We start from the raw sequence: 19401 nt of genomic DNA, 5'->3' as shown, positions 1-19401 counted from the left end.
CGGCGCTCCCGCCGGCGCGTCCGCCGACCGCCCCGCCGAACCCCGGTACCTGCCGCCGTCCGTCCAGGGCGCCGTCAAGATCCTCGTCACCGGCCCGTTCGGGGTGGGCAAGACCACCCTGGTCGGCTCGCTCAGCGAGATCACCCCGCTGCGCACCGAGGAGACCATGACCGCCGCCAGTAGCGGGGTCGACGACCTCACCGGGCGCAGCGAGAAGACCACCACCACGGTCGCGCTGGACTTCGGCCGGATCACGCTCAACGCCCGGCTCGCCCTCTACCTCTTCGGCACGCCGGGCCAGCAGCGGTTCTGGCCGCTCTGGGACGACCTGTCGCGCGGCGCGCTCGGCGCCATCGCCATGGTGGACCTGCGCCGCCCGGACGAGAGCTTCGAGGTGCTCGGCCGGCTGGAGGAACAACGGATCCCGTTCGCGGTGGCCGTCAACACCTTCCCGGACACCCCGAGTTACCCGGAGGAGGAGCTGCGGTCGGCACTGGACCTGCTGCCCGAGGCGCCGATCCTGTACTGCGACGCACGGGACCGGCGGGCCTCGTACGACCTGCTGATCGACTTCGTCGACCACCTGCACTCCACGGCCGTACTGGAGCTCCAGCGATGACGACCCCCGAGCCCGGTACCGCGCTTCCGCCGCCCGGCTGCCCCGCGCACGCGGGCGGCCCACCGTCCGGCGGGCTCCCCGGCGGGCTGCCGGTCGGAGTGCCGCTCACCCCGCTGTACGGCACGGCCGTCGCCGACGACCCGCACGGTCTGTACGCCCGGCTGCGCGCCCAGTACGGCCCGGTCGCGCCGATCGAGCTGGAGCCCGGTGTCGAGGCCTGGCTGGTCGTCGGCTACCCCGAGCTGCTCGAACTCACCCGCAACGAGGCGCTGTTCTCCAAGGACTCGCGCCGCTGGCGGGTCCCCGCCGAGGGCCGGCTGGCCCCCGACTCCCGGCTCCAGCCGATGACCGCCTGGCGCCCCACCCTGCTCAACCTGGACGGCGCCGAGCACCAGCGGCTGCGCGCCGCCGTGGCCGACACGCTCGCCCAGATCGACCACCGGCAGCTGCGCGAGACCACCGAGACCGCCGCCGACGCGCTGATCGACAGCTGGGGCCCGGACGGCACCGCCGACCTGGTCGCCCAGTACGCGCGCCGGCTGCCGCTGCTCGTCTTCACCCAGCTGCTCGGGCTGGCCGCCGAGACCGGCCAGCACCTGATCCAGCTGATCAGCCACATCGCCGACAGCGGCGCCGAGTCGGTGCGGGCCAACGCCGAGTTCCAGGCGATCCTGGTCGACCTGGTCCGCCTCCGCCGGACCACGCCCAGTGCCGACCTCACCTCCTGGCTGCTGGCCCACCCGGCCGGGCTGACCGACGAGGAGGCGGTGCACCACCTGGTCGTGATGATGGTCGCCGGAAACGAGACCACCATCTGCTGGACCGGCAACACGCTGCGGCTGCTGCTGACCGACCGCCGGTTCCGGGCCACCCTCACCGGCGGGCGGCTGACCGTCGCCGACGCGCTGGAGGAGGTGCTCTGGCGCGACCCGCCGACGCAGAACTTCCCCGGCCGGTGGGCCACCGGCGACACCGTCCTCGGCGGCCAGTACATCAGCCGCGGCGACATGCTCGTCCTGGGGCTGGCCGCCGCCAACGCCGACCCGGCCGCCCAGGGCACCGGCACGCCCGGGCACGGCGCGCTGGGCGGCAACCGGGCCCACCTGGCCTGGGGCGCCGGCAAGCACGTCTGCCCGGCCCAGCAGCCCGCCCGGATCATCGTCGAGACCGCCGTCGAGACCCTGCTCCACCGCCTTCCGGACCTCCAACTGGCCGTACCGCCGAGCGAGCTGGCCTGGCGTCCGTCGCCCTGGTCGCGTGCCCTGGTCAGCCTGCCGGTGCTCTACAGCGCCTTCACCCCGCCCCGACCGCAAGCCCCCGAGAGGCCCGCCGCATGGACACCGCCGCAGCCGCCGAGCACGACCGACCCGGCCACGGAGCCGTCCCCCTCCGAGGGGGGTCCGACGCCGGGGCAGGCGCGCCCGGCCGGCCCGACCCCGTCCGGCTCGACCCCTTCGGACGGGACCAGCACGGGGAGAACCTCCGGCTCCGGGAAGCCGGCCCGGCGGTCCTGGTGGAGCTCCCTGGCGGGGTGGTGGTCTGGGCAGTGACCCATCACGACACCCTCCAGGAGCTGCTCGCCGACCCGCGCGTCGGCAAGAACCCGCAGCTGTGGACGGTGTTCCGGGAGGGCCGGCTGCCCGAGGGGTGGCCGCTGATCAACTTCGTCACCGTCCCCGGCATGATCACCACGGACGGCGACGACCACCGTCGGCTGCGCGGCCTGGTCACCCAGGCGTTCACCCCGCGCCGGGTCGCCGCGCTGCAACCCGCCATCGAGGCCCGGACCGTCGCCCTGCTCGACCGGATAGCCGGCCTGGAGGGCGAGTTCGACCTGCGCGAGCACTTCGCCTACCCGCTGCCCATGCAGGTGATCGGCGAGCTGCTCGGCCTGCCGCCCAAGCAGCAGGACGAGCTGCACGAGCTCTCCGACACCCTGGTCTCCAGCTCGGCCACCCCCGAGGCCGCGGTCGCCGCCCAGCGGGCGCTGTTCGCCCTGCTCGCCTCCGTGGTCGCCGCCAAGCGGGCCGAACCGGGCGACGACCTCACCACCGACCTGATCGCCGCGCGCGAGGACACCGACCGGCTCAGCGAACAGGAGCTGGTCGGCACCCTGCTGCTGATGCTGGTGGCCGGCCACGAGACGACGCTCAACCTGATCACCAACGCCGTCCGGGCGCTGCTCGCCCACCCCGACCAGCTGGAGCTGGTGCTGAACGGCACCGCGTCCTGGTCCGCGGTGGTGGAGGAGACGCTGCGCTACGACTCGCCGGTCGGCCAGTTCCCGCTCCGGTACGCGGTCGAGGACATCCCGGTCGGGGACGCCGTGATCCGGCGCGGGGACGCTCTGCTCGCCTCGTACGCCGCCGCCGGACGGGACTCCGGGCACTACGAGGAGGCCGACCGCTTCGACCTCACCCGCAAGCCGAACCGGCACCTGTCGTTCGGCCACGGCCCGCACTTCTGCCTCGGCTCCGGGCTCGCTCGGATGGAGGCCGAGACGGCGCTGCGGTCCCTGTTCGCGCGGTACCCCGGGCTGGCGCTCGCGCAGGGCCCGGCGCCGGAGCCGATCGGGTCCTTCGTCAGCAACAGCGTGCGGACGCTGCGGGTGACCGTCTGACCTTGCGGAAGTGACCGCGGGGCGGCCGGGTCGTTGGGGGTTCCATGAAGAAACTCGCCACCCTGGCCGCCCTCACCATGGCCGGTCTCGCCGCCGCCGTCCCGGCGGCCTCCGCCGCCACCTCCACCGCGGCCTCCCCGGACGCCCTCGGCGGACTCTCCAACGGGCTCACCCTCTCCCCCGCCGACCTCCTCCTCCACGAGGCGAAGGACCTGCCGCTGGTCGGCCACGCCGCCGGCGAGGTCGAGGCCATCGGCACCAACCAGATGACCCACCCCGGCCTCAGCGGCCAGATCGGCCACGGTCTGTGAGACCGGCCGGCGGACGGCCCGCGGGCCGTCCGCGGAACCGGCCGGCCGGTGCGACGGACCGGTTCCGCACGGTCGCACCGGCCGGTCCTGAGCCGGCTCACTCGGCGGGGGCGCTCAGCTCCTGCAACTCCTGGTAGCCCAGCCCGCCGTCGAGCGCGGTGTACGTGCCCTGCGCGTACACCTCCTCGGCGGCACGGCGCACCGCCGCGTACGCCGCCCGGGCCAGACCCGGCCCCAGGCTGACCCGGGCCACCCCCAGCCGCGCCAGCTCCGGCACGGACGGCGAGCCCGGCCCGGCCAGCACGTTGAGCGGCACCGGGACGGCCTTCACCAGCGCGGCGATCACCTCCGGCTCGGCCACGCCGGGCACGAACACCCCGTCGGCGCCCGCCTCGACGTACGCGCGCAGCCGGGCGACCGCCTCGTCGAACCGCCCCTCCGGTTCTCCGAGGCCGAGCAGGAAGACGTCGGTCCGGCCGTTGACGAAGAGGTCCACGCCGGCCGCGACCGCCGCCTCGCGGGCCGCCGCGATCCGCTCGGCCGCCTCGGCCACGGGCCGCCGGCCGTCCTCCAGGTTCACCCCCACCGCCCCGGTGGCGAGGAGCCCCGCGACCGTCCCGCCCACCCCGGCGGCCGTCTCCGCGAACCCGCTCTCCAGGTCGGCGGTGACCGGCAGGCCGACCGCGCGGACGATCAGCGCCGTCTGGGCCAGCACCTCGTCCCGGTCGGCGGCGTCGCCGTCCGCGCTGCCGAGCGTCCAGCTGACGCTCGCACTGGCCGTCGCCACGGCGCGCGCCCCGGCGGCGGCCACCAGTCGGGCGCTCGCCGCGTCCCAGACGTTGGCGAGCACCAACGGGTCACCGGGGCGGTGGAGTTCGCGGAGGATCCGGGCCTTGGCCTGCTGCTGTGCCGTCATGGTCGGGAACCCTACTTCGCGGCCGGGCTGAGCCGGGAGGTGACACCGATCCGGTTCCAGGAGTTGATGGTGATGATCAGTGCGATCAGCTGCGCCAGCTCGGCCGGCTCGAACTGCGCGGCGGCCTCCTGGTAGACGGCGTCCGGCACGTGGCCCTGGGTGAGCAGCGTGACCGACTCGGTCAGCGCGAGCGCGGCCCGCTCCCGGGCGGTGAACCACGGCGTCTCGCGCCAGGCGGGGAGGGAGAGCAGCCGGTGGTCCCGCTCGCCGTTCTTCAGGGCGTCGGTGGAGTGCATGTCGATGCAGAACGCACACCCGTTGATCATCGAGGCGTGCACCTTGACCAACTCGGCGAGGACCGGGTCCACGCCCTGCCGGGCGGCGCGCTCCACCGCGAACATCGCCCTGTAGAAGTCGGGCGCCAGGTCGGGAAGGGAGATCCGCTGCTCGGGGGCGGGGACGGGGGTGTCGGCCGAGGTCTCGTTCGTCGTCATGCCTGCCAGCCTAGGGGCCGGGTGGCCTGCCCTACTGGTGCGTTCGGGCCCGGGAATCGTGGGCCACTTCGAGGGTGCGCCGGGCCCCGGCCGGCCCGCCGCGGCCGTGGTGCGCGGAGTCTGGCACGACCGGGCTTCCGGCGGAAGTCCCCGGACGCCCGGTCGGTGGCCGTGGCCGTGCGCCCGGGGCGCCCCTCCCGTGCCTCGTCGGTTCGCCTCCGGCGTCTCGTCGGTGCGCCTCCGCTCGCCTCCGGTGTGGCTCCGGTCGCCCCTCCGGGCGCGAACGGGCGTGCGAGGATCGCAGGGTGGGGCGGTACCGGTGGGATCCCGGCGCCGCCCGGTGCGGACGAGGTCAGGGGGACAGGACGTGTGTACGGCGTTCGTGAGCATCGAGCCGTCGTCGGCGGTACCGGTGCTGGTGCTGGCGGTGCGGGACGAGTACGCCGGCCGGCGGTGGGCGCCGCCCGGCCGCCACTGGCCCGCACAGCCCTCCGCGGTCGGCGGGCTCGACCTCGTCGCGGGCGGCACCTGGCTGGCGGTCGGCTCCGCCGGGGCGGGCGGGGAAGCCGGGGCGGTCGGGGAAGCCGTCGCGGCCTGCCTGCTGAACGGCTTCGGCACCCTGGCCCCCGCGCAGGCCCGGCAGTCGCGCGGCGAACTGCCGCTGCTCGCCGTCCGGGGCGGCCGGATCGACCGGCTGGACCTCGACCGGTACGACCCCTTCCACCTGGTGGTGGCACGGGCCGGCGGCGTACGCGTCCTGAGCTGGGGCGGCAGCGGCAGCCGGCTCGCGGAACTGGACCTGCCCACCGGCCTGAGCGTCGTGCTCAACGACGGCCCCGAGGGGATGGCGGAGAACCGGACCGCCTCCGAGCGGATCCGCTCGCTGATGGGTGCCCGGGCCGCCCGCTTCCGCGCCCGCTTCGAGACGGCCGCCCGCCCGGAGCCGCTCCCCGAGGCCGTGTCGACCGGCGAGGCGTGGGGCGCGTGGCTGCCGATCGTCGCCGGGGACGGACTGCCGCTGGACGACCCGGCTGCGCTGGTCCAGCGCCGCGAGTTCGGCGACGGCCGGATCTGGGGCTCGTCGTCGATATCCCTGCTGGCCTTCGGCCCGGCGGGCGTCCGCTACGACTTCGGCCCGGCACCGGTGGAGGGCGACGGCGACTGGCGCCGGGTGGAGGCGGCCTGACGGCCTGCCCCCACCCCGCCGGGAAAGCCGGCGACCGGCGCCGAGCGGCGTTCACGTGCTGTACCGGGCGCTCACCCCTCGGCGCGGGCCTGGAGCCAGCGCTTCGCGACGGTCTCGCTGACGTAGTACCAGTACTCCGTCGCGCGGTCCTCGTCCTCGCTCGCGATCTCCGTCCACCACATCGGCCAGAACTCCCGCTCGTAGTGGGCCTTCAGGACCCGGCTGAAGCCCGACAGCGACCCGCGGAGCCGGGTGCGGTCGAGGCCGAGCGCGGCGACCAGCGCCCCGTAGCTCACCTTCACGCCCGGCTGCTCCGCGAGGATGTCGAGGATCGCGACGACCACCTGAACGGAGTCGCGACGGTCGCTGATCAGGGCGCGGAGGTCTTCCACGGCCCACTCGTCGCGGCGCCGCTGGTGCTCGCCCTGGGGGTCCCTCGACGTGGGCCCCGTCCCGCCGGCCGGGGCTGCGGCCGGGGCCGCGGTCGCCCCGCTGCGCTCGGCGATGAAGGCGTAGACGGCCGGCACGAGATGGGCCGGCACCGGCACCGACACGTACGCCGGGTTCTCCTGGGTCATGACGTTCCTCCCCTTGCTACTGCCGCTCCGTGCGGCGACATGCCTGATCATGGCATGTCGTCAGCACCGGTGTCCAGCCACTAACGCCCCTTAATAAGCATGAACACCCTTCAAGGGGCTTGGAGAGGTATCAGGGGACGCGGAACTCCTGGGACTTGTTGCCCGGGGTGCAGACCGTCATGGTGAGCTGCGCACCGGCGCCGTTGTCGGTCAGGCAGTTCTGGCCCATGTAGTCCTTCAGGTAGAAGGCGCCGGAGGTGGTCGCGGGGGTGACCGTCCAGTTGGTCATGAAGCTGAAGCCGTTGGAGAGGACCACCTTGCCGTCCATGTCCTGCACGAGCGGCGGGGCGCTCAGCTTGCACGGGTTGAACTGGTGCCAGCTGCTCGGAACGGTGTGCACCCAGCCGTAGGCGCTCGCGCCTCCCATCACCACGGCCTGGCCGCCCGCCAGGCTGTCCTGGGAGAGACCGACGCGCAGGCCGTCCCCGACATTGGTGAGGTAGCCCCAGTTGGTGCCGCCGCATCCGGCGGGGACGGCGGCCGGAGGCTGGGCCGACGGGGAGGCGGCGGGGGCCGACGGCCGCGGAAGAGCCGGGGCCGCGGCGGTGGCGCCCGAGGGCACGGGCGGAGCGGTGACGGCCGACGGCAGGGGCGGTGCGGCGGGCCCCGTGGCGCCCGGCGCGGTGGCGGCGGGCGGCTGCTGCGGCGCGGTGGTCCGGGCGGGCCCGGTGGCGGACTTCGACGAGCCGGTGGCGGGCGGCAGCGCCGTCTCCGTCCCCGACGGGGTGCCGGACGGCGCCGCGGTGGGCTGCACGGTGGCGGGGAGCGGCGCGGCCGGGACGGTCGCGGTGACGGTCACCGCCACCGGCGGGGCGGAGCCCGGCGTCTGCGCCTCCGAGGTGAACGGCGCCTTGTCGATGAGCAACACGGTGGCCGTCCCCACCGAGATCACCAGCGGGAGCACGATCGGCACCAGGAAGCCGCGCCGCCGGCTGCGGGGAACGGGTTCGGTGGCCGCGCGGGACACGACCTCGCCGACCACGGCGGGGGGCGCGGCGGGGGGCGCGGCGGGGGGCGCGGCGGGCACGGCCGGGGGTGTGACCGAGGGTGTGACCGGCGACGCGACCGCCCCCGGAGCCACCGCCGCGCGGGCGGCCTCCGCCATGGCCGCCGCGTCGGCGAAACGGTCCCCCGGTTGCTTGGCCAGCGCCGTCGTGACGATCGCCCGCACCGCCGCCGGTATCGACTCCGGCAGCGCCGGCACCGGCTCGCGCAGGTGCTTGAGCGCCACCTCCAGCACGCTCTCGCCCGTGAACGGCGGCCTGCCGGTGAGCAGTTCGTAGCAGACCACGCCGACCGCGTAGAGGTCCGCGGCGGGCGTGATCTCCTTGCCCTCGGCCTGCTCGGGGGCCATGTAGAGGGCGGTGCCGATCACCGCGTGCGAGGCCGTGAGCCTGGTCCCGGCGGTGGCGCGGGCGATGCCGAAGTCGGTGACCGTCACCCGGTCGTCGTCCCGGACCATCAGGTTGGACGGCTTCACGTCGCGGTGCACGATGTCCCGCCGGTGCGCGGCGTGCAGGGCGTCCAGCGCGGCGGCCAGCAGACCGAGCGCGCGGTCCGGCGGGAGCACCCCGTCCTCGGCGAGCACCTTGTCCAGCGGACGGCCGTCGATCAGCTCCATGACGATGTAGGCGGCGCGCTCGCCGTCCTCGTCGGGGCCTTCCTCGCCGTAGTCGTGCACGTCCACGACACCGGGGTGGCTCAGGGCGGCGAGCAGCTGGGCCTCACGGCGGAAGCGCCGGGCGAAGGTGCCGTCCTCCAGCAGCGCCGCGTGGAGGATCTTCACCGCGACCTGCCGCCCCAGCACCGCGTCGTCGGCCTGCCAGACGGACCCCATCCCGCCGCCGCCTATCCGCGCGGTCAGCGTGTAGCGCCCCCCGAGCACGGTCCCCCGACCACTCATCCCCAGCCCCTCCGTCGGACGCGACCGAACGCGTCGGCAGGCGAACAGTCTGCCACGCCCCCTCGCACCCACTGTCGAGCCTCCCGCCCCGTCGCCACAAGGGGGTTGAGCAGCGACGGAGCCCGCCGCGACCCAACTCGTCCGGCCCGCAGCCACGGATCCCCCCGGCGGCGGAGCGGCGGGCTCAACCCCGCGTCCAGGTCCGCCCGTTGCGGCATCCCGCCGTGCCGCCTGCCGCCGGGCGGACCCAGGGGCGGCGACACGGCCCCAGGGGGCGCGGAAATCCGCTTCGGGCACGGCGCCGGCGCCTCTACGGTGGCGCGGTGATGACTCAGGTGATCGTTCTCAACGGTGGTTCCAGCTCGGGGAAGTCCGGGATCATCAGGTGTCTCCAGGCAGTCCTGCCGGACCCGTGGCTGGCCCTCGGGACGGACACGCTGGTCGAGGCGATGCCGATGTCGATGCAGACGGCGGACGGCGGGATCGAGTTCGCTCCGGACGGGGCCGTGATCGTCGGGCCGGAGTTCCGGACGCTGGAAGCGGCCTGGATCGAGGGGATCGCCGCAATGGCCCGCGCGGGTGCCCGGGTCGTCGTCGACGAGGTCTTCCTCGGCGGAGCGGACTCGCAGCAGCGGTGGCGGACGGCCCTGAGCGGGTTGCGGGTGCTGTGGGTCGGCGTCCGGTGTGACGGTGCGGTCGCCGCGGGGCGGGAGGTCGCACGGGGCGATCGGACCATCGGCATGGCCGTGTCCCAGGCGGAGGTGGTCCACCAGGGCGTGACCTACGACCTGGAGGTGGACACCACCCGGGCCGAGTCGATGGAGTGCGCACGGACCATCGCCGCACGCGTGGAGTGACCGAAGGCCCTGCTGTCCGCCGCGGTGACGCAGCGGGGGAACGAGCCGGGCCGGGAGGCGCCCTGCACAGGAGGTCGGAGGGGCCGAGGTCCCGTGCGGGGAGGGTCAGCGTCGGCGGGTGGCCCAGTGGCGCTCGATCGCACGGCCGAGGGTGGAGTTGACGAGAAGGGTGCCTGCGCAGAGGACGAGGAGGAAGAGCAGGTTGGCCGCGCCGGGGCCGTGGCGGCGGACGGGGTGGCTGGCGAGTACGGCGAGCACCGTGCCGGCCGCCACGGAGGCGGCCGAGGCGGCGATCAGCAGCATGCGGGGCGGGCGGCTCATCCGGGAAGCGGCCTCGCGGCCGACGGTGCCGGGTCGGTGGGCGCGGGGAGGCCGACGTGCTCGGGCCGGGCGGTCCACTCGACGCCCCCGCCGACCGGGCGGAGGTAGAGACGGCCGCCGATGGTGTCCATGTAGACGCCCGTACGGCGGGTGCGGCGGTCGAGGACGAGTTGGCCGGGCACGGGGGAGGGTTCGGTGTTCATGGGGTGCGGGTCGCTTCCGGGATCACTGGGCGGCGAGGCGGACGGTCACCAACCGGCCGGTGGAGACGACGACTTCGGCGGCGAGCGGGGTGCCGCCGACCGCACCGAGGGTGACGGGCCGGCCGGCCGAGGGCCGCCAGGGGTGCCGCTCGCCCTGCTCGCGGCGGGCCCGGACACCGTCGCGGATCACGTCGACGAGCTTGAGCACGACGGAGGTCGGCGCGGCCCCGAGGTCGATGAGGACCACGCCGGTGACGGAGGCGCAGTTCCAGTCGATGCCGGTGGAGGGCAGGGCCGTCCCGGCGGCGGCGAGGGTCGCCGTGAGGTCACCGAGGGCTTCGGCCGCCTCCGAGCGGTCCTCGGCGGTGATCCTTCTGAGCATGGAGGCCATGGGATTCGAGCCTTTCGGTGAATTCTGCGATTTCCTCTCCAGGAAAACAGGGCGACGACTACGCTGGGAAGCAGGAATGCGGCTACCTGTGGTTTGTTGGCGAAGGGGGCTCGATGGCAAAGGAGAAGATCCTGCCACCGGGGAAGTCTCCGAGGGAGTTCTACGGATCCGAGCTGAAGAGGCTGCGTGAATCCGCCACCCCGAGGATGTCCCAGGAGAAGTTGGGGGCCATGACCTTTGTCTCCGGTGCTTATATCGGACTATTGGAGACGGCCGTCAGAGTTCCGCAGATCGACCTGTCACTCCGGATCGACGAAGCACTCTCAACAGGTGGCGTGTTGGAGCGACTGCACGACCTGCTCGAATTCTCGCGTTTCGCCGATTACTTCAAGGAAGCGGCCGAGTTCGAGAGCCAGGCCGTCACGATCAGCGAGTTCGCGGCACTGGTGGTACCGGGCCTGCTGCAGACGCCCGAGTACGCGAGGGCGATCTTTCTGAGCGCTCAACCCTTGCTGACAGAGGACGAGCTGAACAACCGGATCGCCGCCCGGATGGAACGAACCAACCTCGTGGCCGACCCCGACGGCCCCAAGCTGTGGTACATCCTGGACGAGGCGGTGATCCGTCGAACGATCGGCAGCCAAGACATCATGGCTGCGCAGCTCCACCACGTCGCAGAACTGATCAAACGGCGCCGTGTCATCGTGCAGATCGCTCCCTTCGACCGGGCCCATGCGCTACTTGAGGGAATTCTGTCGCTGATGACCTTTCTCGACGCGCCGCCGCTCGCTTATATCGAAGGTCCACACGCAGGTCAACTGATCGACGATTACCAGTTGTTCGCCCGCTGCCAGGAGTCCTACGATCTGGCACGGGCCGCCGCGTTGTCGCCGGAGGCGTCCCTGGCCCTGCTCCTGTCGGCGGCGGAGGAACACGAAAATGCGCGAGACTGATCAGCAGTTGGCCCGCTGGCGGAAGAGTAGTCACAGCGGCGGCAACAACGGCACCTGTGTTGAGGTGGACGACGCTGCTCCGGGGCGGGTCCGGGACTCCAAGGACCCCGACGGGCCGGACCTCACCTTCAGCCCGGCCGCCTGGCAGGCCTTCGTCACCGCCGCCCGGGGCGGGGAGTTCGGCGACGTCTGACCGGTCGGGCCGGCCGTCCGAGGTGCCTCCGGGCGGCGGGCGCGCTCGGTGCGGTGGTGGCGGCGTTCCGGCGCGGCCGGCCGCCCGGCGGGAGGGCTCCCGCCGGGCGGCACCCGTCAGGCCGACAGGCCGAGCCGCTCCAGGCGCTCCGGGTCGGTGAAGATGTCCATCGCGACGACCTTGCCGCCGCGGACGGTGAACGCCGCGAGCGAGACAGGGCGGCCGTCGGCGAACACGGCGACGGCGGGCTCGCCGTTGACCAGCACCAGACGGGTCTCCCCCGCGAACCGGGCCGCGAACACGCTCGCCCCGGACGCCACCTCGGTCGCGCCGCGCCGGACCAGGCCGGGCCGCAGGACACCGCCGTCGTTGCGGGCGACCACCTCGGGGTCGAGGATCGCGAGCAGCGCGTCGAAGTCCCCGCCGCGAGCCGCGGCCAGGAAGGCCTCCACGACCTCGCGCCGCAGGGCCAGGTCGGCGTCCGGCGCGGGCGCGGCGCCCTGGACGCGGCGGCGGGCACGGCTGGCGAGCTGGCGGGTGGAGGCGGCGGTGCGGCCGAGGACGGGCGCGATCTCGTCGAAGGGCACCGAGAACAGGTCGTGCAGCACGAACGCGAGCCGCTCCGCGGGGGAGAGCGTCTCCAGCACGATCATCAGCGCGATGCCGACCGAGTCGGCCATCAGGATCTCGTGCTCCGGGTCGACGGCCTGCGCCCCGCCGATGACCGGGTCGGGCAGCCGGACCTCCCGGCCGTCCCGGTCCTGCATCGGGTCCTCGCGCCTGGCGGCCCGCGAGCGCAGCAGGTCCAGGCAGACCCGGCCGACCACCGTGGTCAGCCAGCCGCCCAGGTTGGTGACCGCGCTCGTGTCGGCCCGCTCCAGCTTGAACCAGGCCTCCTGCACCGCGTCCTCGGCCTCGCTGAGCGAGCCGAGCATCCGGTAGGCCACGGCCCGCAGATGGGGTCGGTGCTCCTCGAACCGCGCGGCCAGAAAATCTTCCCCGTTCACCTGTCACATCCTCGCGTCGGGATCCGTCAGTGCTTCGACGGACGTTAACCGGTCCGCGCGACGCCCGCGCCGGGCCCCCTGAGCTGGAGGACCATCAGATGACCACCCACACGGCCCGGATGAAGAACCCCGCCATGGTCCTGCCGGACGCCATGAAGGGCATCCAGAACATCTACAAGGCGATGTACCAGGGCGGCGTGCCCCACCGGACCATGGAGCTGGTCCACCTGCGGGCCAGCCAGATCAACGGGTGCAGCGCCTGCGTCGTCGCGGGCGTCACCGGGGCCAAGAAGGCCGGCGAGACGGACGAGCGGCTGCACGCCGTCGCCGCCTGGCGGGAGGCGCCGTACTTCACCGACGAGGAGCGCGCGGCCCTGGCGCTGACCGAGGCCGCGACCCGGATCGCCGACCGCTCCGGGCAGGCCGTGCCGGACGACGTCTGGGACGCGGCGGCGGACCACTTCGGCGAGGAGCAGCTCTCCGCGATCATCCTGATGATCGGGCTGACCAACTTCTTCAACCGGATCAACGCGACGATCCAGGAGCCGGCCGGTGCGACCTGGAACTGAGCGGTCGGCGGGCGGCGGCCCGGCTCAGGACTGGCGCCCGCGCCCCGAGTTCGGCGGGCGGCGCCGGCCGGGGCCCGAGGAGCCGCCGGCCGGACCGCCCGACGGGCCGCCGGAGGAACCGCCGACCGGGCGCTGCCGGGGCGGACGGCCGGGGCCGAGGGCGGACTGACGGCGCTGGATCTCACGCCAGATCCGCGGCGGGCAGGGCCCCTGCGGGTGGTCGGAGAGGAAGCTCTCGTAGGGCACCCGGCGCGGCACCATCCCGACCTCGACCCAGGACGGCTTGCCGGTGCGGTCCCAGCCCTCGTTCTCCATCCGGATGTAGTCGTCGCGGTGGTCCTTGTCCTTGCTGGTGATCTGCAGGACCTCCGCGTACCCCTGCTGGGCCTGGAGGATCACGCAGTAGTGCCGGGCCGCCTCCGCCCGGTCGCGGAACGGCACCATCGCCACCCACACCTCCCCGGCGGCCGGGCGGGCGACGGTCCTGGTCCGGGAGTCGGTGCGGCGCGGCGGGTTCCAGGACCGCTCCGGCGGGCCGCCGGCCCAGGACCGGACGCGGAGCCGCCAGGCCCAGGCGATCGCGCCGACCACGACGCACTGGAGGGCCGAGGCGTTGGCCCCGGCCGGGTCCCGCACCCCGAAGACCTGCGGGGCGAGGTACGCGCCGACCAGGTGGGCGACCAGCGCGGCGAGTCCGGTGAGGGCCGCCGCCCGGACCGGGACCACCCAGGGTTCGACCCGGCGGCGGCGACCGGCCTGCCAGTCCAGCAGCAGGGCGACCGCGTAGGAGATGCCGGCCAGGATCGCCACCTGGGCCGGGGTGGCGTGCAGCGGCGGCGTCTGGCCCTTCATGACGGCGGGTATCAGGACGGGCAGGGCGAGCAGGTAGCCCAGCACCGTGAAGAAGATCAGCATGAAGAAGGCGTTCAGGCAGCCCCCGCCACCGGACCGCCGCCCGCCGCCTCTCGGGCCGTCGCCCGAACTGCCGTACCGCCGCGCCATGTTCGCCACCCCCACCGTGGTCGTCCCGGTCGGGCGCAATGTATCGGAGATCCCGGGGTGACGGGAGTGCCGCGATAATCCGGACATGACCGCCCGCCGACCGCCCTCCAGGGCCGCCCGCCGCCCCTCTCCCCGGGCCGCTTCCTGGACCGCCTTCGGCGGCGATCTGCACCTCGACCTCACCGGGCGGCGGGCCGCCGGGACCGGGCTGCGGGCGGCCCTGGAGGACGCGCTGCGCGAGGCCGTGCAGGACGGACGGCTGGCGCCCGGTACCCGGCTGCCGTCCTCCCGGGCGCTCGGCGAGGACCTCGGGATCGCCCGGAACACCGTCGTGGAGGCGTACGGGCAGCTCACCGCCGAGGGGTGGCTCAGTTCGCGGCAGGGGTCCGGCACCACGGTGGCCGAACGCGCCACGCCGCGCCCCGCCGAGCGCCCCGCGACCCTGCCGCCGGGGATCCGGCCCACCGGGCGGCACGACCTGCTGCCCGGCCGGCCGGACCTCTCGCTGTTCCCGCGCACCGCCTGGCTGGCCGCCGCCCGGCGGGCGCTGGCCACCGCACCGCACGACGTGTTCGACTACGGCTCCCCGCTGGGCCGGATCGAGCTGCGGCGGGCGCTCACCGACTACCTGGCCCGGGTCCGCGGGGTACGCACCGACCCGGAGCGCCTGCTGATCTGCGCCGGGTTCAGCCAGGGCCTCGGTCTGCTCGCCGCAGCCCTGCGCGAGCGGCACCGTCGCGCCGACGGCGGCTCCCGCGCCGCCCGCGGAGCCCGCGCCGTGGCCGTCGAGGCGTACGGACTGCCGCCGCAGCGGGACGTCCTGCGGGCGGCCGGGCTCGCCCTCGTACCGCTGCCGATGGACGGGTACGGCGCGCGCACCGACCTGCTGACCGGGCCGGGCGCCCCGGCGGCCGGCGCCGTGCTGCTCGCCCCCGCGCACCAGTTCCCGACCGGCGTGGCCCTGGCCGCCGACCGCCGGTCGGCGGCGGTCCGCTGGGCGCGCGAGCACGACGGCTACGTGATCGAGGACGACTACGACGGCGAGTTCCGGTACGACCGGCAGCCGCTCGGCGCCATGCAGGCGCTCGACCCGGACCGCGTGGTCTACGGGGGGACGGCCGCCAAGAGCCTGGCCCCGGGCCTGCGGCTGGCCTGGCTGGCGCTGCCCGACGCGCTGGTCGAACCGGTCGCCCGGTTCAAGCGGCTGGCGGACACCATGTCCCCGGTGATCGACCAGCTGACCCTCGCCGAGCTGATCACCTCCGGCCGGTACGACCGGCACGTCCGCCGCTCCCGGCTGCACTACCGGCGCCGCCGGGACCGTCTGGTCGCGGCGCTCGCCGAGCGGGCCCCGCACGTCCGGGTCACCGGGATCGCCGCCGGGCTGCACGCCGTCCTGCAACTGCCGCCCGGCGCGGGCCCGGAGGCGGAACTGGTCGCCCGTGCGCGGGCGGCGGGCCTGGTCGTCTCCGGTCTCGGCCCGCACCTCCTCGACCCGTCGCTCGCCCCGAACGCCCCGCCCGCCCTGGTGGTCGGCTACGGCACCCCGCCCGAGCACGCCTTCCCGGCCGCCCTGGACGCGCTCTGCGCGCTGCTGGCCGAAGCGGGCGGCTAGCGGCACCGAGGCGGCGGTGCCGCAGCGCGAGCGGGGGGCGGCAGCACGGACAGGGACGGCAGCACGGGGCTCCGAATCAGGAATACCCGTGCCGTCCAGGGGAGTTCACTCCGGCAGCCGTCCACGTCCCGAGGGGGAACCGCCATGCGCATCGCCGTCGTCGGAGCCGGCAAGGTCGGCCGCGGCCTGGCCCTGGCCTTCCACACCGCCGGGCTCGACGTCGCCCTCGGCACCCGGGACCCGGCCGCCGCCCCGGACGGGCCGGTGGAGGCGGTGGGGATCGGCGACGCGCTGGCGGGCGCCGACACCGTCGTCCTGGCCGTCACCGGCACGGCCGTGGACGGGCTGCTCGCCGAGCACGGCGCGGCCCTGGACGGCCTGCTGGTCGTCGACGCCACCAACCGGGCCGGGCGGCCGGACGGCGTCCTGCACAACGCCGAGGCCGTGGCCCGGCACGCGCCGGGGGCCCGGTACACCCGGGCGTTCAACAGCGCCGGGGTGGAGCTGTTCGGCCGGCCGGACCCCGACGGGGCCGCCGCCGACCTGCTGTTCTCCGCCGACGAGGCGGACCGGGCCGCGGTCGAGCGGCTGATCGGCGCGGCCGGCCTGCGCCCGGCCTACCTGGGGCCGGAGTCGTACGCCGACCTCGACGCCGCGCTGCGCCTGCTGGTCCGGCTCACCGCGGTGAGCGGCAGGCGCCACCTGGGGTGGCGGGTGGTCACCGAGTGACCGGCGCCGGTGCTACTTGTTCCGGTTGCCGAGCTCGAAGAGGAGCAGGATGAAACCGGCGAAGGCGTGGGTGGCGACCGTGTAGATCACCAGCCGGATGCCGACGCGGCGGTTGGCCCACTTGCCCGCGTCGATGGTCTTCGGGGCCGAGGCCGGGGCGGGCGCGGCGGGCGCGGCGGCCGGGGCGGGGGTGGCGGGATCAGCCATGGGAGATCTCCTCCGAGTGTTCCGATGTTCCGACGTCGGGTCAGTGGTGCGGGGCAGGGCCGCCGCCGAGGCAGAGTTCGCCGCCGGGGCTCTGCAGCAGGGTGTGCATGAAGAGCAGCTCGACCCCGGCCGCCGAGTCGGCGGCGATGCAGTGCGGGGTGAGCGAGTCGAAGTGGGCGGAGTCGCCCTCGGCCAGCAGGTGGACGCGGTCGCCGAGGGTCAGCCTGAGCCGGCCCTGGAGGACGTAGAGCCATTCCTCGCCGGGGTGGACGCGGACCACCGTGTCCTGGACCCCCGGGGGGACGTGCACGCGCAGCGCCTGCATCGCGCGGCCGGGGGCGCCGGCCCGCCGGTAGCCCCAGCCGCCGGCCCGGCCGGGTTCGATGGCGCCGCCGCGCACCACCGGGTCCGGTTCGACGAGGCTCTCGCCGAGCAGGCCGGAGACGGAGGTGCCGTAGGCGCGGGCGAGGCCGAGCAGGACGGGCAGCGAGGGCTGCCGGCGCCCGGTCTCCAGTCGGGACAAGTACGCTTGGGAGAGCCCGACCCGGGCGGCGGCGACCTCCAGCGTGAGGCGGCTGCCGAGCCGGTGCTCGCGCAGCCTCGCGGCGAGGCCGGCCACGTCGTGGTCGTCGAACTGGTCGCCGGGGTCGGCGGGCGGACCGGCTGGGCTGGTGCTCATGTGTCCAGTGGACACCTCACATGCCGCAGGGGCAAGAAACTTGCCTCAGAGGCAATTCGGCTCCGCGTGCCCGCGCCCGGGCGGCCGGCCCTCCCGGCGACGGCCCCGGCACCTCCGGCCTCCCCCGGCTCCCCCGGCTCCCCCGAGGGCCGCGGCGCGCCCTACGGCCTGGGGATGTTCCGCAGGTTGGACCGGGCCAGGTCGATCATCCGCCCCACCCCTCCCGAGAGCACCGTCCGGCCGGCCGCCAGCGCGAAGCCCTTCAGCTGGGCGGCGGTGATGTGCGGCGGGATGGAGAGCGCGTTCGGGTCGGTCACCACGTCCACCAGTGCCGGACCGGGCCGCTCCAGCGCCTCCTCCAGCACCTCGCGGACCCGGGCCGGTTCGGTGACCCGCTTGGCCGGGATGCCCATCGCCCGGGCGATGCCGGCGTAGTCGACGTCGCCGTTGTCGATCTCCGACTCGGGGTAGCCGGAGACCAGCATCTCCAGCTTGATCATGCCGAGCGCGCCGTTGTTGAACACCACCGTCTTCACCGGCAGCCGGTGCTTGGCGACCGTGAGCAGCTCGCCCAGCAGCATCCCGATCCCGCCGTCACCGGCCATCGCCACCACCTGCCGCCCGGGACAGGCCAGTTGGGCGCCGATCGCGTGCGGCAGCGCGTTGGCCATCGAGCCGTGAAGGAAGGAGCCGATCACCCGGCGGCGCCCGTTGGGCTGCAGGTAGCGGGCGGCCCAGACGTTGTTCATGCCGGTGTCGACGGTGAACACCGCGTCGTCGGCGGCCACCTCGTCCAGGACCGAGGCCACGTACTCGGGGTGGATCGGCAGGTGCTTCCCGATGTCCCGGGTGTAGGCGCCGATCACGCCCTCCAGGGCGCGGCAGTGCTTGTCCAGCATGGCGTCCAGGAACGCCCGGTCGGTCTTCTGCTCCAGCAGCGGCAGCACGGCCCGCAGGGTGGACGGGACGTCGCCGTGCACGGCCAGTTCCAGCGGGGTGCGGCGGCCGAGCCGGGTGGCGTCGTGGTCCACCTGGACGGTGTGGGCCTGCGGCAGGAAGGAGTCGTACGGGAAGTCGGTGCCGAGGAGGACGACGAGGTCGGCCGAGTGGAGCGCCTCGTGGCAGGCACCGTAGCCGAGCAGACCGCTCATACCGACGTCGTACGGATTGTCGTACTGGATCCACTCCTTGCCGCGCAGGGAGTGTCCGACCGGCGCGTGCAGGGCGTCCGCGACCGCCATCACCTCGGCGTGCGCGCCGCGTACGCCCGCGCCGCAGAAGAGGGCCACCCGGCGGGCGGCGTTGAGCGCCTGGGCGAGGGCCTGCACCTGGGACCAGGGCGGGGCGGCGACGGCCTGCTCGGTCAGGAAGCTGCCGGTGCCGGTCGGTCCGGCGGCGGGCAGCGCGGCCACGTCGCCGGGGAAGGCCAGGACGGAGACACCGCGCGCGCCCAGCGCGTGCTGGATCGCGATCCGCAGCAGCCGGGGCAGCTGCGCGGGCGTGGAGACCGTCTCGCACCAACTGCTGCAGTCGGTGAACACGCGATCGGGGTGGGTCTCCTGGAAGAAGCCGGTGCCGATCTGCGCGGACGGGATGTGCGAGGCCAGCGCGAGCACCGGCAGGCCGCTGCGCTGGGCGTCGTAGAGGCCCTGGATGAGGTGGGTGTTGCCGGGCCCGCAGGAGCCCGCGCAGACCGCCAGGCGCCCGCTCAGCTCGGCCTCGGCGGCGGCCGCGAAGGCGCCGGCCTCCTCGTTGCGCACGTGCACCCAGCTGATGCCCTCGGCTCGGCGGATCGCGTCCACCACCGGGTTGAGGCTGTCGCCGACCACCCCGTAGACCCGCTCCACCCCGGCCTGCCGGAGCACCTCCACCATCTGCTCGGCCACACTCACCACGGGGCTCTCCTCCACCGGCCGACGGTTGCCGCACGACACCGCCACCGTCCGGCCTACGGGCCCGCCCCGCAGCCGGAGCGGGCCCGTACGGGT

24 protein-coding genes are annotated in these 19401 nt (G+C 74.6%); 12 read left to right on the top strand and 12 right to left on the bottom strand.

The window, feature by feature from the left end:
* Nucleotides 1-49: 49 nt before the first annotated feature.
* Genes ABZY91_RS19225 through ABZY91_RS19210 form a run of 4 tightly spaced genes read left to right on the top strand, consistent with a single transcriptional unit; the run spans nt 50 to nt 3550 of the window.
* Nucleotides 50-619: an ATP/GTP-binding protein gene (locus tag ABZY91_RS19225; RefSeq protein WP_329878645.1), complete on the top strand. Its 570-nt coding sequence runs from the start codon at nt 50-52 to the stop codon at nt 617-619.
* Nucleotides 616-2169 (top strand): cytochrome P450, encoded by a 1554-nt coding sequence (locus tag ABZY91_RS19220; RefSeq protein ID WP_355403778.1) that lies wholly within the window; start codon nt 616-618, stop codon nt 2167-2169. The genes ABZY91_RS19225 and ABZY91_RS19220 overlap by 4 nt, the downstream gene beginning before the upstream one ends.
* Nucleotides 2166-3239: a cytochrome P450 gene (locus ABZY91_RS19215; RefSeq protein WP_329947884.1), complete on the top strand. Its 1074-nt coding sequence runs from the start codon at nt 2166-2168 to the stop codon at nt 3237-3239. The genes ABZY91_RS19220 and ABZY91_RS19215 overlap by 4 nt, the downstream gene beginning before the upstream one ends.
* A 44-nt stretch (nt 3240-3283) precedes the next feature.
* Complete coding sequence (locus ABZY91_RS19210) at nt 3284-3550, top strand: hypothetical protein (protein WP_329878564.1); 267 nt, start codon at nt 3284-3286, stop codon at nt 3548-3550.
* 97 nt (nt 3551-3647) lie between these two features.
* On the opposite strand, the gene ABZY91_RS19205 is transcribed toward ABZY91_RS19210, so the two are convergent.
* Both ABZY91_RS19205 and ABZY91_RS19200 read right to left on the bottom strand, forming a co-directional pair.
* A complete protein-coding gene (locus ABZY91_RS19205; protein ID WP_355403774.1) occupies nt 3648-4466 on the bottom strand; it encodes an isocitrate lyase/phosphoenolpyruvate mutase family protein in 819 nt (272 codons plus the stop codon).
* Between the two features lie 11 nt (nt 4467-4477).
* Complete coding sequence (locus tag ABZY91_RS19200; RefSeq protein ID WP_329947882.1) at nt 4478-4960, bottom strand: carboxymuconolactone decarboxylase family protein; 483 nt, start codon at nt 4958-4960, stop codon at nt 4478-4480.
* Nucleotides 4961-5342: 382 nt separating this feature from the next.
* Between ABZY91_RS19200 and ABZY91_RS19195 the strand changes: the two genes are divergently transcribed.
* Nucleotides 5343-6146 (top strand): NRDE family protein, encoded by an 804-nt coding sequence (locus ABZY91_RS19195; protein ID WP_355403772.1) that lies wholly within the window; start codon nt 5343-5345, stop codon nt 6144-6146.
* Between the two features lie 71 nt (nt 6147-6217).
* On the opposite strand, the gene ABZY91_RS19190 is transcribed toward ABZY91_RS19195, so the two are convergent.
* On the bottom strand, nt 6218-6724 hold the full coding sequence (locus tag ABZY91_RS19190) for a hypothetical protein (protein ID WP_355403770.1): 507 nt from the start codon (nt 6722-6724) through the stop codon (nt 6218-6220).
* A 130-nt stretch (nt 6725-6854) separates the two neighbouring features.
* Nucleotides 6855-8687 carry a protein kinase gene (locus tag ABZY91_RS19185; RefSeq protein ID WP_355403768.1) on the bottom strand — a complete coding sequence of 611 codons (1833 nt, stop codon included), beginning with the start codon at nt 8685-8687 and terminating at the stop codon, nt 6855-6857.
* A 326-nt stretch (nt 8688-9013) separates the two neighbouring features.
* Between ABZY91_RS19185 and cpt the strand changes: the two genes are divergently transcribed.
* Nucleotides 9014-9544 carry a chloramphenicol phosphotransferase CPT gene (cpt, locus tag ABZY91_RS19180; RefSeq protein WP_355403766.1) on the top strand — a complete coding sequence of 177 codons (531 nt, stop codon included), beginning with the start codon at nt 9014-9016 and terminating at the stop codon, nt 9542-9544.
* A gap of 105 nt (nt 9545-9649) precedes the next feature.
* Here cpt and ABZY91_RS19175 read toward each other — a convergent pair whose 3' ends face one another.
* The 3 genes from ABZY91_RS19175 to ABZY91_RS19165 are packed head-to-tail and all read right to left on the bottom strand — an operon-like array spanning nt 9650 to nt 10450.
* Entirely contained in the window at nt 9650-9865 is a 216-nt protein-coding gene (locus ABZY91_RS19175) for a hypothetical protein (RefSeq protein WP_355403764.1), read from the bottom strand.
* Nucleotides 9862-10068, bottom strand: coding sequence for a hypothetical protein (locus ABZY91_RS19170; RefSeq protein WP_329878577.1), 207 nt, complete (start codon nt 10066-10068; stop codon nt 9862-9864). The genes ABZY91_RS19175 and ABZY91_RS19170 overlap by 4 nt, the downstream gene beginning before the upstream one ends.
* Before the next feature lie 22 nt (nt 10069-10090).
* Nucleotides 10091-10450 carry a hypothetical protein gene (locus ABZY91_RS19165; protein WP_355403762.1) on the bottom strand — a complete coding sequence of 120 codons (360 nt, stop codon included), beginning with the start codon at nt 10448-10450 and terminating at the stop codon, nt 10091-10093.
* A gap of 122 nt (nt 10451-10572) precedes the next feature.
* Between ABZY91_RS19165 and ABZY91_RS19160 the strand changes: the two genes are divergently transcribed.
* Together ABZY91_RS19160 and ABZY91_RS19155 are read left to right on the top strand one after the other, a co-directional pair.
* The gene (locus ABZY91_RS19160; protein ID WP_355403760.1) at nt 10573-11412 is read left to right on the top strand and encodes a helix-turn-helix transcriptional regulator; all 840 of its coding nucleotides are present in this window, start codon (nt 10573-10575) and stop codon (nt 11410-11412) included.
* Entirely contained in the window at nt 11399-11605 is a 207-nt protein-coding gene (locus ABZY91_RS19155; protein ID WP_355403758.1) for a DUF397 domain-containing protein, read from the top strand. Before ABZY91_RS19160 ends, ABZY91_RS19155 begins: the two co-directional genes overlap by 14 nt.
* Nucleotides 11606-11721: 116 nt before the next feature.
* On the opposite strand, the gene ABZY91_RS19150 is transcribed toward ABZY91_RS19155, so the two are convergent.
* The gene (locus tag ABZY91_RS19150; RefSeq protein WP_355403755.1) at nt 11722-12612 is read right to left on the bottom strand and encodes a sigma-70 family RNA polymerase sigma factor; all 891 of its coding nucleotides are present in this window, start codon (nt 12610-12612) and stop codon (nt 11722-11724) included.
* A 98-nt stretch (nt 12613-12710) separates the two neighbouring features.
* Between ABZY91_RS19150 and ABZY91_RS19145 the strand changes: the two genes are divergently transcribed.
* Nucleotides 12711-13181, top strand: a complete 471-nt coding sequence (locus ABZY91_RS19145; RefSeq protein WP_329947874.1) for a carboxymuconolactone decarboxylase family protein — start codon at nt 12711-12713, stop codon at nt 13179-13181.
* 24 nt (nt 13182-13205) lie between these two features.
* On the opposite strand, the gene ABZY91_RS19140 is transcribed toward ABZY91_RS19145, so the two are convergent.
* Nucleotides 13206-14096, bottom strand: coding sequence for a hypothetical protein (locus tag ABZY91_RS19140; protein WP_355403753.1), 891 nt, complete (start codon nt 14094-14096; stop codon nt 13206-13208).
* On the opposite strand from ABZY91_RS19140, the gene ABZY91_RS19135 reads away from it, so the two are divergent.
* The 3 genes from ABZY91_RS19135 to ABZY91_RS19125 all read left to right on the top strand — a co-directional run bounded on the left by ABZY91_RS19135 (nt 14080) and on the right by ABZY91_RS19125 (nt 16527).
* Nucleotides 14080-14244: a hypothetical protein gene (locus tag ABZY91_RS19135; protein ID WP_355403751.1), complete on the top strand. Its 165-nt coding sequence runs from the start codon at nt 14080-14082 to the stop codon at nt 14242-14244. The two genes, ABZY91_RS19140 and ABZY91_RS19135, sit on opposite strands and share 17 nt — an antisense overlap.
* 24 nt (nt 14245-14268) lie before the next feature.
* Nucleotides 14269-15798 (top strand): PLP-dependent aminotransferase family protein, encoded by a 1530-nt coding sequence (locus ABZY91_RS19130; protein ID WP_355403748.1) that lies wholly within the window; start codon nt 14269-14271, stop codon nt 15796-15798.
* A gap of 144 nt (nt 15799-15942) precedes the next feature.
* Nucleotides 15943-16527 carry an NAD(P)-binding domain-containing protein gene (locus tag ABZY91_RS19125; RefSeq protein WP_355403746.1) on the top strand — a complete coding sequence of 195 codons (585 nt, stop codon included), beginning with the start codon at nt 15943-15945 and terminating at the stop codon, nt 16525-16527.
* A gap of 12 nt (nt 16528-16539) precedes the next feature.
* Here ABZY91_RS19125 and ABZY91_RS19120 read toward each other — a convergent pair whose 3' ends face one another.
* From ABZY91_RS19120 to ABZY91_RS19110, 3 genes are all read right to left on the bottom strand, one after another.
* On the bottom strand, nt 16540-16734 hold the full coding sequence (locus ABZY91_RS19120) for a DUF6126 family protein (protein WP_355403743.1): 195 nt from the start codon (nt 16732-16734) through the stop codon (nt 16540-16542).
* A gap of 40 nt (nt 16735-16774) precedes the next feature.
* A complete protein-coding gene (locus ABZY91_RS19115) occupies nt 16775-17413 on the bottom strand; it encodes an XRE family transcriptional regulator (RefSeq protein WP_329878596.1) in 639 nt (212 codons plus the stop codon).
* 161 nt (nt 17414-17574) lie between these two features.
* A complete protein-coding gene (locus ABZY91_RS19110) occupies nt 17575-19323 on the bottom strand; it encodes a pyruvate dehydrogenase (RefSeq protein ID WP_355403741.1) in 1749 nt (582 codons plus the stop codon).
* Nucleotides 19324-19401: the final 78 nt, after the last annotated feature.

This window comes from Kitasatospora sp. NPDC002965 (genome assembly GCF_040611255.1).
In the GTDB taxonomy this organism is placed as follows: domain Bacteria; phylum Actinomycetota; class Actinomycetes; order Streptomycetales; family Streptomycetaceae; genus Kitasatospora.
Note: the sequence above shows the minus strand (reverse complement) of the source record. Positions and strands in the feature narration are given on the sequence as shown.